Annotated in this window: 10 protein-coding genes and 2 pseudogenes; 7 read left to right on the plus strand and 5 right to left on the minus strand. The window is 62.3% G+C overall.

Translation table 11 applies throughout. From position 1 onward, the window contains the following. Positions 1-975 (minus strand): annotated as a pseudogene (locus ACOZK4_RS04490) (hypothetical protein); the annotation flags it as partial. Between the two features lie 273 nt (positions 976-1,248). On the opposite strand from ACOZK4_RS04490, the pseudogene ACOZK4_RS04495 reads away from it, so the two are divergent. The 3 genes and pseudogenes from ACOZK4_RS04495 to ACOZK4_RS04505 form a co-directional block, all read left to right on the plus strand. After that, positions 1,249-2,307, plus strand: a pseudogene (locus ACOZK4_RS04495) (HD-GYP domain-containing protein); the annotation flags it as partial. Positions 2,308-3,092: 785 nt separating this feature from the next. Further along, the gene (locus ACOZK4_RS04500; RefSeq protein WP_313528163.1) at positions 3,093-3,314 is read left to right on the plus strand and encodes a hypothetical protein; all 222 of its coding nucleotides are present in this window, start codon (positions 3,093-3,095) and stop codon (positions 3,312-3,314) included. Next, the gene (locus ACOZK4_RS04505) at positions 3,314-4,111 is read left to right on the plus strand and encodes a Ku protein (protein ID WP_421590675.1); all 798 of its coding nucleotides are present in this window, start codon (positions 3,314-3,316) and stop codon (positions 4,109-4,111) included. Before ACOZK4_RS04500 ends, ACOZK4_RS04505 begins: the two co-directional genes overlap by 1 nt. A gap of 1 nt (position 4,112) precedes the next feature. Here ACOZK4_RS04505 and ligD read toward each other — a convergent pair whose 3' ends face one another. Together ligD and ACOZK4_RS04515 are read right to left on the minus strand one after the other, a co-directional pair. Next, entirely contained in the window at positions 4,113-6,665 is a 2,553-nt protein-coding gene (gene ligD / locus ACOZK4_RS04510; protein ID WP_421590677.1) for a DNA ligase D, read from the minus strand. A gap of 2 nt (positions 6,666-6,667) precedes the next feature. Next, a complete protein-coding gene (locus tag ACOZK4_RS04515) occupies positions 6,668-7,519 on the minus strand; it encodes a Ku protein (protein WP_313528157.1) in 852 nt (283 codons plus the stop codon). 155 nt (positions 7,520-7,674) lie between these two features. Here ACOZK4_RS04515 and ACOZK4_RS04520 point away from each other — a divergent pair, with 155 nt between their 5' ends. Then, positions 7,675-9,228: a phospholipase D-like domain-containing protein gene (locus ACOZK4_RS04520; RefSeq protein WP_421590678.1), complete on the plus strand. Its 1,554-nt coding sequence runs from the start codon at positions 7,675-7,677 to the stop codon at positions 9,226-9,228. On the opposite strand, the gene ACOZK4_RS04525 is transcribed toward ACOZK4_RS04520, so the two are convergent. Beyond that, positions 9,126-10,058, minus strand: a complete 933-nt coding sequence (locus ACOZK4_RS04525) for a lysylphosphatidylglycerol synthase domain-containing protein (protein ID WP_421590679.1) — start codon at positions 10,056-10,058, stop codon at positions 9,126-9,128. The two genes, ACOZK4_RS04520 and ACOZK4_RS04525, sit on opposite strands and share 103 nt — an antisense overlap. 98 nt (positions 10,059-10,156) lie before the next feature. Between ACOZK4_RS04525 and ACOZK4_RS04530 the strand changes: the two genes are divergently transcribed. The 3 genes from ACOZK4_RS04530 to ACOZK4_RS04540 are packed head-to-tail and all read left to right on the plus strand — an operon-like array spanning position 10,157 to position 12,139. Next, a complete protein-coding gene (locus ACOZK4_RS04530) occupies positions 10,157-10,882 on the plus strand; it encodes an endonuclease/exonuclease/phosphatase family protein (RefSeq protein ID WP_421590680.1) in 726 nt (241 codons plus the stop codon). Continuing rightward, entirely contained in the window at positions 10,882-11,604 is a 723-nt protein-coding gene (locus ACOZK4_RS04535; RefSeq protein WP_421590681.1) for a DUF72 domain-containing protein, read from the plus strand. The genes ACOZK4_RS04530 and ACOZK4_RS04535 overlap by 1 nt, the downstream gene beginning before the upstream one ends. Further along, positions 11,597-12,139: a DNA-3-methyladenine glycosylase gene (locus tag ACOZK4_RS04540; RefSeq protein ID WP_421590683.1), complete on the plus strand. Its 543-nt coding sequence runs from the start codon at positions 11,597-11,599 to the stop codon at positions 12,137-12,139. The genes ACOZK4_RS04535 and ACOZK4_RS04540 overlap by 8 nt, the downstream gene beginning before the upstream one ends. On the opposite strand, the gene ACOZK4_RS04545 is transcribed toward ACOZK4_RS04540, so the two are convergent. Continuing rightward, complete coding sequence (locus ACOZK4_RS04545; RefSeq protein ID WP_421590684.1) at positions 12,113-13,681, minus strand: sensor histidine kinase; 1,569 nt, start codon at positions 13,679-13,681, stop codon at positions 12,113-12,115. The two genes, ACOZK4_RS04540 and ACOZK4_RS04545, sit on opposite strands and share 27 nt — an antisense overlap. Between the last annotated feature and the right edge of the window lie 21 nt (positions 13,682-13,702).

Here is a 13,702-nt window from a genome sequence, read left to right on the forward strand (position 1 = left end):
CAGGAAAGGCCCTTCGTTGACCATCTGGTATCGCGTCGGCATGACGGCAACGGTGCGATAGCCACAGGTACCCATCGCCAGCGGCAGCGAATTCTTGATGTGCCCTTCCATGAAGATCGGCAGATACGGCCGCATCCAGCCAAAATCCGTCGCCGGCAGGCCCGTCATCAATGAGAGGGTTGTGGTCCAGGATGCGCCCGCGAAGGTCTCGACGCGCAGAGGCTTCCAGCTCGCGGTTTCGCGCCCGAGGTAGCCGTCCGGTCCGCCGTATTTCCAATCGGGATAGAGCGATAGCGCAAACATCGATTCCATATGAACGACATAGAGATCCGGTGCCGAGGTCATGTCACCACAGTTCTGCGCGGGGTCATATTTCGTGGACACCTTCCGAGCGGCGACTTCGCGATTTAGGTCGATATCTTCGAACAGGAATGAGACGTCGGAAAGGGAGACGAACAGAGACGAAGCGAAATGGCCCCCCATGTAATAGCCATGGTCGTTCGGCGCACGAGGATAAGTCAGCGGCAGCAGGGGGAGGGTTGCGGCAAGTCCTGCCAGCCGCCAACCACCAGCAAGATGCAGCGGCTTTTCAGCACGAAAAAGGCCCCGCACGACCCAACCTGTCAGCAGGAGCGCGACCGGTAGCGGGATAAGCGTCTTCCAGTAATTCCCCAATACGAAAAGCATGCTTTCGCCGTCGCCGGCAAATGCCAGTAAGTCGAAGATATGCGCGTTGAAGCCCATCAGCCGCTGTTTTGTCAAAGACACTGCGGCAACGAGGAAGGCGACGTACCACGACATCAACACTGATGCAGCGGCCCGCCGTGTGAAACTGAAAAACAATGAGGCCATTGTCAGCACAACGGCAATTGCAAAAGGAACGCTCGTAGGGTCGCGTTCGAGGACGTAAAGCGCGCCAACTCCCAGAGAAGATAGAGCGAAAACAACGGGCGTGCGCGTCAAGAAATGGAACATTTTGGGATGTTCTTCCGTATGTAATATTCAGAATCTATACATTACAGAAATTTTCTAAATTTTCGAATCTATTATATTCTAGGTTAATCTCGGAAATTGCGCACAAATTTGAATGATTTCTACATTAGTATTTTCAAAAAATACTCATGCAGCGCAACTGCCTCCTGGGCATCCGGGGGCCGCATAGTTCCTTCGCAATAGGCTTCGCTTTCTCCCGAAAAGTGCATTTACTATGTTGATTCGACGTGATTCGGCAGTATCTAGTGCAACTAGGTCCTCCGGTTCGTCATCAGTCATACCGGCATGCAGTCTGGCCTTGCCGAGCGATTTCGCAGCATCCTGAACATTCTGCAAAACGGTGGGGAACTCTCAACTAAACTCATCCAGACACGTTGCCAGCGCGGCGCCGAGATCGCTCGACAGATGCGGTTTTCGGAAGGAGTAGCCCAGGGAATCCTTGCACTCGACGAGCATTGGAACGGGGGCGGAAAGCCGGATGGGCTCGCCGGCGACCAGATACCTCTGTTTTCGCGCATCACTCTTCTGGCTCAGGTGATCGACATATTTCATGTCAGTGGCGGCCGGAAAAGTGCGCTCACTGAAATCAAGAAGCGCAAGGGCGATTGGTTCGATCCCTCCTTGGTCAAGGCCTTTCTCAGCGTCTCAGAGAACCGCGTTTTCTGGCATGCCTTGTCATCCTCCGATTTGGAGGCAATCGTATTGGTCTCCGAACCGGGGCAACATGCCATTATGGCTGATGACGACTATCTCGATGACATTGCCGCCGGCTTCGCCAAGGTGATCGACGCCAAGAGCCCTTACACGTCCGGCCACAGTGATCGTGTGGCGCTCTTCACCGATCTGATCGCGGAGGAAATGGGCATCGGTTTCGAGGCCCGCCGGCTTCTCAAGCGGGCTGCCTTGCTGCACGAAATTGGCAAGCTCGGTGTCAGCAACAGCGTACTCGACAAGCCCGGCAAGCTTGACGAGGATGAATGGCTCAAGATGAAGAGGCATGCCGAATTTTCAGAGCATATCCTGTCTACCGTCGGGGCGTTCTCCGAGGCGGCACTTATCGGGGGTGCACACCATGAACGGCTGGACGGGAAAGGCTATCCGCGTGGTTTAGTGGCGGACATTATTCCGATGAAGGTCCGAATCGTTTCGACGGCGGGTGTCTTCGATACTCTGACCGCAGATCGACTCTACAGAGCCGCTATGCCGATCACCAAGGCACTTGCGATCTTGTGGAAGGACGCAGGCAGGTCGCACAACCCCATCTGCATCGAGGCCCTTGAGCGTGCGTTGGCCAGGGTTGAGTTGGGAGGCTGAAGCGATCCGTCTGGTTCGGAGCCGTTGCGCACTAAGTCGCGTGCTGCGTAGCTGCTTACATAGACTAAGCTCGGCTCGGGGCTTGTATCTGCCGTTCCAGAGAAGCGATGTGTTCATCTCGTAAAGGTGTCAGTCTCATCAGCCATCACCGCAAAACCTCGGATGGGTCATTCCATACCGGACGAAGCGCTCATTCTAGATCGTTGCGCCGTTTCAGTTTGGCGTCCGCGCAGCCAAAAGTTTCAGAGATTTAGCTGGCAGTTTCTTGAGAATGGTTCGCTTGCTTGGCAAGCATACAATGGGAGCCTAGACAAAGCCGGGAACTCGATACAGCAAGAACGGCCTCGGCTCGTCTGCCTTCGTGATCGACAAGCCTACGTGATTTCCCAGTTAATGTTCGTTGCCAGTTCATCAGTAGGGTGTGCTGGTCTTTCTGCCTGATGTCGCGCGGTGGTACCGTCTGGACAGAACGAAACCAGCTTTCGAAGTAGCTTGCCACAAAACTTCGAAATATGTCAGTCATGGCAATTTGTAGCGGCTGTGGCGTTCAAAGGTCATGAGAAATGGCATTTGCATACCGCACTAAGCAAGCTGTCGGATGATTGACAGTCTCAGAGCGCGCCATGGTGTCGGGCCTTTGGGGCACATTCGGCGCGGCTGGTGCTGCCATGGGCCCTTTGATCGGAGGGTCTTGCTTGAGCACCTCTGATGGCGACGGGTCAAGGTTCCGGGAACTACCAGGGAACTGTCGCATTAGAGGCATGCCCGTAGTTGGGGAGGACCCGATGGACAACAAGGACCGACTGATCCTAGCACTGGCTGCTTTGCTTCGCGCCGAACGCGAGACGCGCGGCGCGCTGATGGAAGCTCTGGAGGAGGACGCCATCTCGCGTGAAACGCTGCTTGCCATTCTCTCCGACCCCATCCCCATCGTCACGCAGGAGGACATCGCGTTCGCGGAACGCTTCGCCTTGTCGAAACACCTGCCGCTCGAAAGGAAGGGCTGATGGCGCCGCGCGCGTTCTGGAAAGGTTATCTCAAGCTCTCGCTGGTGACGTGCCCCGTCGCCATGTCGCCGGCGATCTCGCAGGAGGACAAGGTGCGTTTCCGCACACTCAACGGCAAGACGGGCAACCCCGTTGTCAGCCGCTATGTCGACGCCGTCACCGGCAAGGCGGTGGATGAGGACGACGAGGTGAAGGGCTATCCGCGCGGTGAGGACGACTATGTGATGCTCGAGGACGACGAAATCGAGGCGGTGGCGCTGGAAAGCACGCGCACGATCGATATCGAGACCTTCGTGCCGCGTGAAAGCATAGAATGGATCTGGTACGACTCCCCACACTACCTGGTGCCGAACGACACGGTCGGCGAGGAGGCGTTTTCCGTCATCCGGGAAGCCATGGCCTCGACGGGCACTGTCGGCATCTCCCGGCTGGTGCTCTACCGCCGCGAGCGGGCCGTGATGCTGGAGCCGCGCGGCAAGGGCATCGTGCTGTGGACGTTGCGCTATGGCGACGAGGTGCGCGACGAGAAAGATTATTTTGCCGGTCTCAAGCAGGTGAAACCGGATTCGAAGGCTCTGGGCCTGGTCAAGACGCTGATTAAGGAACGCACGAAGGCGTGGAACCCGACGATGGCGGGCGATCCGGTGCAGGATCGGTTGCTCGACATCATCGCCGCCAAGAAGAAGGGCCGCAGGCGTCCCGCCAAGGCCAAGACACCGCCGCCGACCTCGGGCAATGTCATCAACATCATGGATGCGTTGCGCAAGAGCATCAAGGCGGAAGACAAAGGGAAATAGCTCAGCTCTTAGCCTTGGGGGTCTTCAGCGGCGCTGCCGATTTCTGGAAATCCGCCCAGGGATCGGCGGCCAGCGCCTGCAGGCGTGTCGGTGTATTGTCCACCGTGAAATAGGCAGGGCCGATATCGGCGCTGAGCTCGCTCCAGGCGAGCGGCATGGAGACGGCCGCACCCGGCCGGGCGCGGGTGGAGTAGGGTGCCACCGCCGTCATGCCGCGTTGGTTTCGCAGGTAATCGATGAGGATCTTCCCGCGGCGCTTCGACTTGGTGATGGTCGAGACATATTTGTCGGGGCTGTCCTTAGCCATCGCATCGGCGACGGCCTTGCAGAAAGTCTTGACCGCCGGCCAGCGTGCCGAAGGTTTCAGCGGCGCGCAGACATGCAGGCCCTTGCCGCCCGAGGTCTTGACGAAAGCCTCAAGCCCGGCTGCTTCCAGGCGCTTGCGCGTTTCCTCGGCCGCGTCGATGATCGCCTGCCATTCGACGCCCTCGCCGGGGTCGAGGTCCATGATGATGCGGTCCGGCCGCTCCCAGTCGGCAAGCGTCGAGCCCCAGGGGTGAATTTCCAGCACGGCCGACTGCACGAGGCTTATCAGGCCATCCAGATCGTTGATGGCGACATAGGGCTCGTCATCCTTTTCGGCGGGGTCCTGTACTTCAATGATCTTGGCGTTGATGCCTTTCCAGGCGTGTTTCTGAAAGAAGGTCTGGCCGTCGATGCCGCTGGGCGCGCGCAAAAGCGCAAGCGGCCGACCGACAATATGCGGGGCGATATAGCGCCAGACCTCGGTGTAGTAGTCGGCAAGCCCTTCCTTGGTGACGCCCGCGTCGGGCCAGTAGAGCCGGTCCGGATGGGTGAGGCGCACGGTGCGGCGCGGCGGCTTTTCGCTTGTCGGTTCGCTGGCTGACTTACGTTTTGGCATCTCGGCAACGACCTCCTTTGCGGGCTTGTCCTCCCTGAGACCGCGGAAGGAAGCATGGCGCAAATGCCCGTCGGCCGTCCAGGCGCGGAATTCCACTTCGGCAACCAGCTCCGGCCGCACGTAGCGCGCCTGCCGTGCTTCCTCGGCCGTTAATTTCCGGCCGAATGGGCTCTCGTCCGTCCGTATGCGCGAGAGGCGCTTGAAGAGATCGGCGGCGACGGGGGCGGAAAAGCCCGTGCCGACGCGGCCGACGGGCTCGAGCTTGCCGTTCTTGTAGGCGCCGAGCACGAGCGAGCCGATGGCCTGGCGCGAGACGGTGGACGGGGCGTAGCCGCCGATGACGAATTCCTGCCGGGCCGAGCACTTCGACTTGATCCAGCTCTTGCTGCGGCCCTCCCGATAGGGCGCATCGCGCAGCTTCGACACGACGCCTTCGAGGCTGAGGCGGCAGGCATGGCGCAGCACCAGCGCGCCGTTTTCGTCGAAATGGCCGCTATAGCGCAGAATCCCGTCTGTCCCCGGCACCAGTTTTTCGAGCAGCGCCTTGCGTGCGTCCAGAGGAAGGCGCGTCAGGTCATAGCCGTCGAGATGGAGCAGGTCGAAGAGGTAGAAGGTGAAGCGGTCGTCGCGCCTTTCGCTGAGATCGGCCTGAAGGGCGGAAAAGTCGGATGCGCCGGCGCCCGTCTCGACCACGAGCTCGCCGTCGAGCAGCGCCGTGCCGACAGGCAGGGCGGCGAGGGCGGCGATCACGGCCTTGCCGAACTTCTTCGTCCAGTCCAGCCCGCTGCGGGTGAGGAGTTTGACCCGGCCGGCCTCGATGCGGGCCTGCAGCCGGTAGCCGTCGAACTTGATCTCGTGCAGCCAGCGCTCGCCGGCCGGCGGCGTCGTCGCGAGTGTCGCCAGCATCGGGGGCAGAAAATCCGGCAGCTTCGCCTTGCGCGCGCCCTTGATGTCAGAGGGATCGGGCGCCTTCACGGCCGGCTCCTCCTGCTTTTGCGCCTTCGGCTCGGTTTTTTTCTTCGCGGATTTGCGGATGGGGCCTGTCTTCGAAGACCTGCCGGGCTCTTCCCCGGCGACGTCGGCAATCTCCCGGCCCGTCTTCACCGATTCCGGCCGCTCGTCGAGCAGATCGTCCTCGCCTTCCGGCATCGCAAATTCGTCGTCGCCCTTGATCAGCAGCCAGTTCTCCCGCTTTTCGCCGGGCTTGCCGTGCATGCGCACGAGATGCCAGCGACCGTGCAGTTTCTCGCCGTCGAGCGTGAATTCCAGATGCCCCTTGGCATAGGCTTTTCGCGCGTCGCCGATCGGTTCCCAACTGCCGCGGTCCCAGACGATGACGGTGCCGCCGCCATATTCGCCCTTGGGGATCGTGCCCTCGAAATCCCCATAGGCCAGCGGATGATCCTCCACGTGCACGGCCAGCCGCTTTTCGCTCGGCACCAGGCTGGGGCCGCGCGTCACCGCCCAGCTCTTGAGCACGCCGTCCATTTCGAGGCGGAAATCGTAGTGCAGGCGTGTTGCGTCGTGTTTCTGAATGACGAAACTCTGGCCGCTCTTGCGCGCCTTGCGACCGCGTGGCTCAGAGGTGGACTTGAAGTTCCGTTTCTGCCGGTAAGTGTCCAGCGTCGCCATGCTCATCCTGCCTTGCGGCGGCCCGCCGCCGTCCTGCTTGCCGCCGCGGGTTTCTTCGCCTTGCGCCTGGCGGGCTTCTCATCCTTGCCGGCGCTCTGGCGCAGGGCCTCCATGAGGTCGACGACCTTGCCCTCGGCCTTCGGCTTGACGGGCTTGATCTTCCGGCCCTCGATCTTGGCCTTCACCACCTCGGCCAGTGCCGCGTCGTAGCGGTCGTCGAACGTCTTCGGGTCGAAGCGGCCGCTTTTCGTCTTGATGATGTGTTCGGCAAGCTCCAGCATCTCGCCCTTGAGCGTGATGGCGGGGATGTCTGCGAAGGCCTCCTCGACAGAACGGACCTCGTAATCGTAATTGAGCGTGGTGGCAATGAGACCCTCGCCTTCCGGGCGTATGAGGAGGGTGCGCACCCGCCGGAAAAGCACGGTCTGGGCTACTGCCGCCACCTTTTTCGTCTTCATGCCCTCGCGGATCAGCGAGAAGGCGTCCGCGCCATGCCGGTCGGAAGGCGCGAGATAATAGGGCTTGTCGAAATAGAGGTCGTCGATCTCGTCGCAGGCGATGAAGGCGTCTATCTCCAGAGTCTTGTCGCTTTCGGGCACGGCGGCGGCGATTTCCTCGGGATCGAGCGCGATATAGTCGTTCTCGCCCGCCTCGTAGCCCTTCACCTGGTCTTCACGCTCCACCACTTTGCCCGTCTCGCTGTCGACGAACTCCCGGTGCAGCCGGTGGCCGGTCCTGCGGTTGAGCATGTGGAAGGCGATGCGTTCGCTGGTCGATGCGGCGGTATAGAGGGCAACCGGGCACACCAGTTCACCCACCTTCAGGAAACCTTTCCAGTTTGCTCTCGGCGCCACGCTCGTTCTCCCGCTTCAACGCGGAGGCAATGCCGGCCGTCGCCAAATGTTCCGATGCCGGCGCGAGATAGGGAACCAAAGCCAGTGCCGCGAATTTCCGCGCTGCAGAGGCAAACCAGACAAGGCGGCAGACAGTGCGAAACGAAGGATCCCCGTTGCTCGTTCCGGATATTGATACAAATGCCCCGATCATCCGGCCCGGCCAAAACGCCTGGCGCACGGCAACGGCGAGCCGCCTCGACGTGCTCGTCGACGGGCAGGCCTATTTCCAGATACTGGAGGGCGTCCTTGAACAGGCGCGCCGGGAGGTCTGGATCGTCGGCTGGGATTTCAATCCGGATATTCCGATGCAACCCGGAATGCCGCGGTCCCCGACGCTCGGCGCCTTTCTGCTCAGGCTTGTGGAGGAGCGGCCGGACCTGACGATCCGCGTGCTCGTCTGGGGCATGGGGCCGGTTTATTCCGGCAAGTCGCTGAAGATGTTCCGCAAGCGGCGCTGGTCCTCCCATCCGCGCATCGTGCTCGCCTTCGATAATCGTCACCCGATCCGCGGCTCGCATCACCAGAAGTTCGTCGTGGTGGACGATGCGGTCGCCTTCGTCGGCGGCATCGATCTCACCGCCAAGCGTTGGGATACGAGCGATCATCTTGTCGACGATCCCAGGCGCAAGCTCCCTTCCGGCAAGCCCTACGAACCGGTGCACGACATGCAGGTGGCGCTGAAGGGCGAGGCGGCGCGGCTTGCGGGCGATATTGCCCGCCGCCGCTGGCTCTTCGCCACGGACGAAACCATCCCTGCAATGACGACGCCCGCCGAAATCCATCTCGGCGGCACAGCGGGCATGATGAGGAATGTGGAGATCGCCTTCGCACGCACGGAGCCGGCAATCCGTGGCCGTACCGCCGTGACGGAGGCTATGGACCTCACCGTCGCGGCGCTCAAGGCGGCGCGGCGCCAGATCTATATCGAGAGCCAGTATTTCGCCTCGAACCGGGTCTGCGACGTGCTGTGCGAGCGGCTTTCCGAGCCGTACGGGCCGGAGGTCGTCATCATTTCGACGCTGAGTTCGCACGGGACCATCGAGCGCCTCGTGCTCGGCGCGAACCGCGACCGTTTCATCCGTCGCCTCGGCCAGTGCGACAAGCATGGCCGCATGCGGGCCTTCTATCCCGTCGTGCCGAAGTCCGATGGAACGGAGCAGGAGATCGTCATCCACTCCAAGTTGGTGATCGTGGATGATGTTTTCCTGCGCATCGGCTCTTCCAACCTCAACCAGCGCAGCGAGGGTCTGGATACCGAGCTCGACATCGCCATCGAGGCGCGTACCGATGCCGAGCGCCACGGCATTCTCGCGCTGCGGGATCGCCTGCTCGCCGAACACCTTGAGACCGATCCGGCGACCTTCGCGGCTGCGGTTCGCACGGAAGGGGCGCTTGGCCGAGCGATCGATGCGTTCAACACGCGTCAGCGCGGGCTGCGGCCGTTCCGGGATGCGGCGGGCGAGGGCGCGATCGCCCCTGTCATGGGAACCGGCATCGTCGATCCGATCGCCCCCTGGTGGCCGATCTCGGCCTGGGCGGGGGCTGCGCGGAGATTTCTGCGCCATCAGCTTGCGCCCTTGCGCAAACCGGCATCGGCGTTCGAGCCGAGCAAGGTTTCGCTGGCGAGCAGCGAGACCAGCCCGAGCGGCAGCGGAATGAAGAAATAGACGAGGCGGAAGGCGATCAGCGCGCCGATGGAGGCCGAGCCGCCGAGCAGGAATCCGATCGTCGCCTCCAGCACGCCGAGCCCGCCCGGTACATGGCTGACCAGCGCCGTGAGATTGCCCACCACATAGGCGGCGGTCGTTTCCATGTAGCCCGCTTCTCCGTTCAGAAGCTGGTGCAGGCAGGCGGCGACGCAGGCGAAGTTGACCGTTCCGACGAGGATCTGCAAGGCGGCAAGGCGCAGCGTCGGCAGTGCGAAACGCCAGTTGCGGACCTTCAACTCGCCGCGCACGAAGGCGGCAAGCGCCAGATAGCCGGCTCCGAGTCCAAGGCAAGCCATGCCGAGCGTGATGGAGGCGGCGGCTCCAAGCCCGGCGATCTTTCCCGCGGTGCCGGGAAGCAGGATGAGGCAGAGCCCGGCCAGCGTGATCAGTCCAAGCCCCACGGTCACGCCGCAAAAGAGGATCAGCTTGGCTATCTCCTCCGCATCGAGGCCCCAGCGGGAATAGAAACGATAGCGCACCGCACCGCTGCTGAGGGCCGCGACGCCCACATTGTGACCGATGGCAAGGCTGGTGAAGGAGGCAAGCGCGGCGCGCGGATAGGAGAGCGGCTTGCCGACATAGTGCAAGGCCAGAAAGTCGAAGACCGTGAGGCAGAGATAGGAGCAGGCCGCGAAGGCGAGTGCCAGGGCGAAATTCCTCTTGGGAATAGCGGCGACGGAGTCGCGGATCTCGTCCCAGGAATATTGCGCCAGCGTCCGGTAGAGCAGCCAACCCGCGACGAGCACCGCAAGGGCGATGAGCGCGTGGAGGATATGGGTACGTTTCATGCGGCAGGTCCTTCCCGGTCTGTCGGGCCCGTCTGTCGGGGTGGAACGAAAACCGGGCTTTTGTGTTCCCGAGACTGCAGACATGACAAGAGGAAGGCATGGGCAGGCGGCTGAGGATCATGACATACAATGTGCACAGTTGCTTCGGCACGGACCGGAAGCTCGATCCCGGCCGCATCGCCGAGGTGATCGCCGAATGCGAAGCCGACATCGTCGCGTTGCAGGAGGTGGACGTCGCGCGGGCGCGCAGCAACAGCATCGACCAGGCGCAGACCATCGCCAACCATCTCAACATGGCCTCGCACTTCCATCCGGCGCTGCATCTGGAGGAGGAGCGTTATGGCGACGCGTTGCTGACGGCATTGCCGACGCGCCTCGTCAAGGCCGATGGGCTTCCCTCGCGCGGCGAGCCGCGGGGCGCGCTGTGGGTGGAGGTGCCCGTCGATGACGTCATGTTGCAGGTTTTCGTCACCCATCTCGGCCTGTTCGGCGCCGAGCGCGTGCGCCAGACCGAAGCCCTGATCGGGCCGGGCTGGCTCGGGGCGCCGATGCCTGACAATGCACGCATCATCCTTGCCGGCGACCTCAACGCCATCTCCCGCTCGCCATCCTATCGCATGCTCGCGCGCCGCCTTCGGGATGCGCAGGCCGATGCCGGCGGGCGGCCTGCTGCGACCTTTCCCTCCCGCCTGCCGCTGCTGCGCATCGACCACATCTTCATTGGCGAGGGAATTTCCGCCAGCCGCACCTTCGTTCATGACACGCCGCTCGCCCGCCGGGCATCCGACCATCTGCCGCTCTGTGCGGACCTGGAGATCGTGTGATGTGGCAGAACGGGCCTTTCATCGCAACGGCGGCCTGGTCGATCCCGAAGACGGTCGCCGCCCGCTTTCCCGAGATGGGCAGCGGTCTCGAACGCTATGCCGCCGTCTTCAACGGCGTGGAGATCAACTCGACCTTCTATCGCCATCACCAGGAGAAGACGTTCGAGCGCTGGGCAAGCGCGGTGCCGGCGCATTTCCGTTTCGCGGCGAAGATACCGCGCGAAATCACGCACGGGGCGCGCCTGCAAAACATCGGCCCGCTCTTCGATGTCTTCATGGATGAGATCTCGGCGCTGGACGACAAGCTTGGTCCCTTGCTGTGCCAGTTGCCGCCGAGCCTCAAATTCGATGCCGCCGTAGCCGAGGAGGCTTTGGCAGCCATTCGCCGCGTTTTTTCGGGCACCCTCGTGATCGAACCGCGCCACAAAAGCTGGGCGTTGCAGCCCGCACACGCGCTTCTGCAGGAATATGCCGTCGATCGTGTTCTGGCCGATCCCGCACCCGTCTGGCCCATGTCCGGTTTTCGTGAAACGCCCCGATATATCCGGTTGCACGGCACACCTAAGATTTATTACTCCCGTTACAGCGATGCCGAAATCCGCGCTTTCGCGGAGCGCCTCGGTGAAGAGAGCTGGTGCGTCTTCGACAACACGGCCTCCGGCGCCGCCATCGAAAATGCGCTGACGATGCGGGATCACATAGCGGGCCGGCAGGATGGATGAACGTTTCTTCGCGCGCGACGTGGTTGCCGTCGCGACGGATCTTCTCGGAGCCCGCCTGCTGGTCGATGGCGTCGGCGGGCTTGTCGTCGAAACCGAGGCCTACCGGCAGGACGACGAGGCATCGCACAGTTTTCGCGGGCGGACGGCTGGAAACGCGGTGATGTTCGGGGAGCCGGGCCGGGCCTATGTCTATCGTTCCTATGGCCTGCACTGGTGCTTCAATATCGTGTGCGAGCGCGGCAGCGCCGTGCTCATCCGCGCGCTGGAGCCGACGCACGGGCTCGACACGATGATGGCGCGTCGGGCGGCAGGCGAGGGGCGCAAACTGTGTGCCGGGCCGGGCAATCTGTGCAAGGCGCTCGCCATCACCGGGGACATGAATGGATTGTCGGTTCTCGCCGACCCCTTTTCCCTGGAGTCGCCATCCGAAGTGCCGGCGTCGGCAAGCGGCGTGCGCATCGGCATCAGCAAGGCTGCCGAACGCCCGTGGCGCTTCGCCGTCAGGGGATCACGCTATCTGAGCCGGCCGATCTGACCCGTGCGGCTCAACGATCTCCAACTCGGCGGTGAAGGTCGTTCCATCGCTTCCGTCGAAGGTGTGGGTGCCGTTCAACTGGTTGACGACGCCCCGGATCAGGCGGCTTCCCATGCCTTGCTGGATGGTCTGCGGGTTGAAGCCGACGCCGTTGTCGCGCACGGTGAGCCGGGCGCGGCGCTCTCCGATGGTCTCGAGTGCAATGGAAATTTTTCCTTCGCGGCCATCGGTAAAGGCATATTTCAGGATATTGGTCAGAAGTTCGCTCACCAGCAGGGCGAGCGGGGTCGCATTGTCGGTCGAGACGGCGATCTCTTCGATATCGTAGTCCACAGTCACGGCCGCGCCATAGGCGCTCACCAGCTTCTCGACGACGGAGGTGAGGAGATCCCGCGCGCAGAGGCGGGAGAATTCATCGTGCAGGTAGATCTGCTCGTGCACGGCGACCATGGAGGAGATGCGGTCGGCCAGCGACTGCTGGATTTCCGCAGGCAGGCGCTGAAGCTGAATGATGCTCTGGACGGCCTGCAGGTTGTTCTTGACGCGGTGGTGGATCTCGCGAAGCAGCAGCTGATTGTCCGCAAGGGCGTTGCGCAGCAGCTGGGATTGCGCCGCGTCGCGCTGCCGGAGGTGGCGGATCCACTGGCCGGCGGCGAGCAGGCTGACGCCTGCCAGGACTAACACCGAGATCGCCACCGTCATATCCCGCCAGAAGCGCTTGATGCCGAAATCATAGTCCGCCGATGCGAGCGCGATCAGCCCCGTGCCATCGACGGCTCGATAGGCGACGATGCGATGGGCGCCGTCGACGGGCGAAATGGCCTCGTAGGTGCCCTCCGGTGCCTTGGGCAGGTAATCCGTGAACAGCACGTATTTGCTCATGTCGAGCGGCCCGTCGGCGAGCGGATAGCGCGCGACGAGCTGGCCGTCGGCGCGGACGAAGCTGACCGTGGAATTCGGGCCGAGATCGACGGCTTCCCAGACGTCGGCGAGCACCCTGACCTCGAAGGAAACGACGGCCGCGCCGGCAAACCGGCCATTCCGTTCCAGCCTGCGGCTGAAGGCAAAGATCTGCTCGCCGTTGAGGCGGCTGATCAGGAGGCTTGAAACGTATTGCTTGGCGCCCTTTGCCAGCTCAGAGAAATACGGCCGGTCGACAATGCTGATCGGTTTCACCATCGGATCGGTCGAATAGAGCGTCAGCCCCGCTTCATCCACGACATAGGCCTTGACCTGGCCGGGCAGGTCCGCGACCGCCTCGTTGATGTTCGCCACCTTGGCGGAAGCGGGCGGCACGATGTTCTCACCCAGCGTATCGTCGATGCGCTGAAGGGCCTGATGCGCCAGGGAATCGAGCAGGGATACATTGCTTGCGACGATCTTGGAGGCCGCGATGGCCCGCTCCTCGGTGCGGCGGACCGCATCCCGATAGCTCGTGTTGAGCCATAGGCCGAGCATGAGGACAAGCGAGACGAACATCGCAACGATGATCATCGCAGCCGCTCTTGCCAGCGTGAAGTGCACGTTCAGCCTGCGCAGCACTGCTATCCCCCAAGTGCGTTG

Origin of the sequence: Shinella sp. M27, assembly GCF_049199905.1 — a bacterium.
Taxonomy (GTDB): domain Bacteria; phylum Pseudomonadota; class Alphaproteobacteria; order Rhizobiales; family Rhizobiaceae; genus Shinella.

Excerpts from the sequence above, each read along its gene's own strand:
- ACOZK4_RS04530 (WP_421590680.1), top strand. The coding sequence starts at position 10,157 with ATGGGCAGGCGGCTGAGGATCATGACATACAATGTGCACAGTTGCTTC.
- ACOZK4_RS04525 (WP_421590679.1), bottom strand. The coding sequence starts at position 10,058 with ATGAAACGTACCCATATCCTCCACGCGCTCATCGCCCTTGCGGTGCTC.
- ACOZK4_RS04540 (WP_421590683.1), top strand. The coding sequence starts at position 11,597 with ATGGATGAACGTTTCTTCGCGCGCGACGTGGTTGCCGTCGCGACGGAT.
- ACOZK4_RS04505 (WP_421590675.1), top strand. The coding sequence starts at position 3,314 with ATGGCGCCGCGCGCGTTCTGGAAAGGTTATCTCAAGCTCTCGCTGGTG.
- ligD (WP_421590677.1), bottom strand. The coding sequence starts at position 6,665 with ATGGCGACGCTGGACACTTACCGGCAGAAACGGAACTTCAAGTCCACC.
- ACOZK4_RS04535 (WP_421590681.1), top strand. The coding sequence starts at position 10,882 with ATGTGGCAGAACGGGCCTTTCATCGCAACGGCGGCCTGGTCGATCCCG.
- ACOZK4_RS04500 (WP_313528163.1), top strand. The coding sequence starts at position 3,093 with ATGGACAACAAGGACCGACTGATCCTAGCACTGGCTGCTTTGCTTCGC.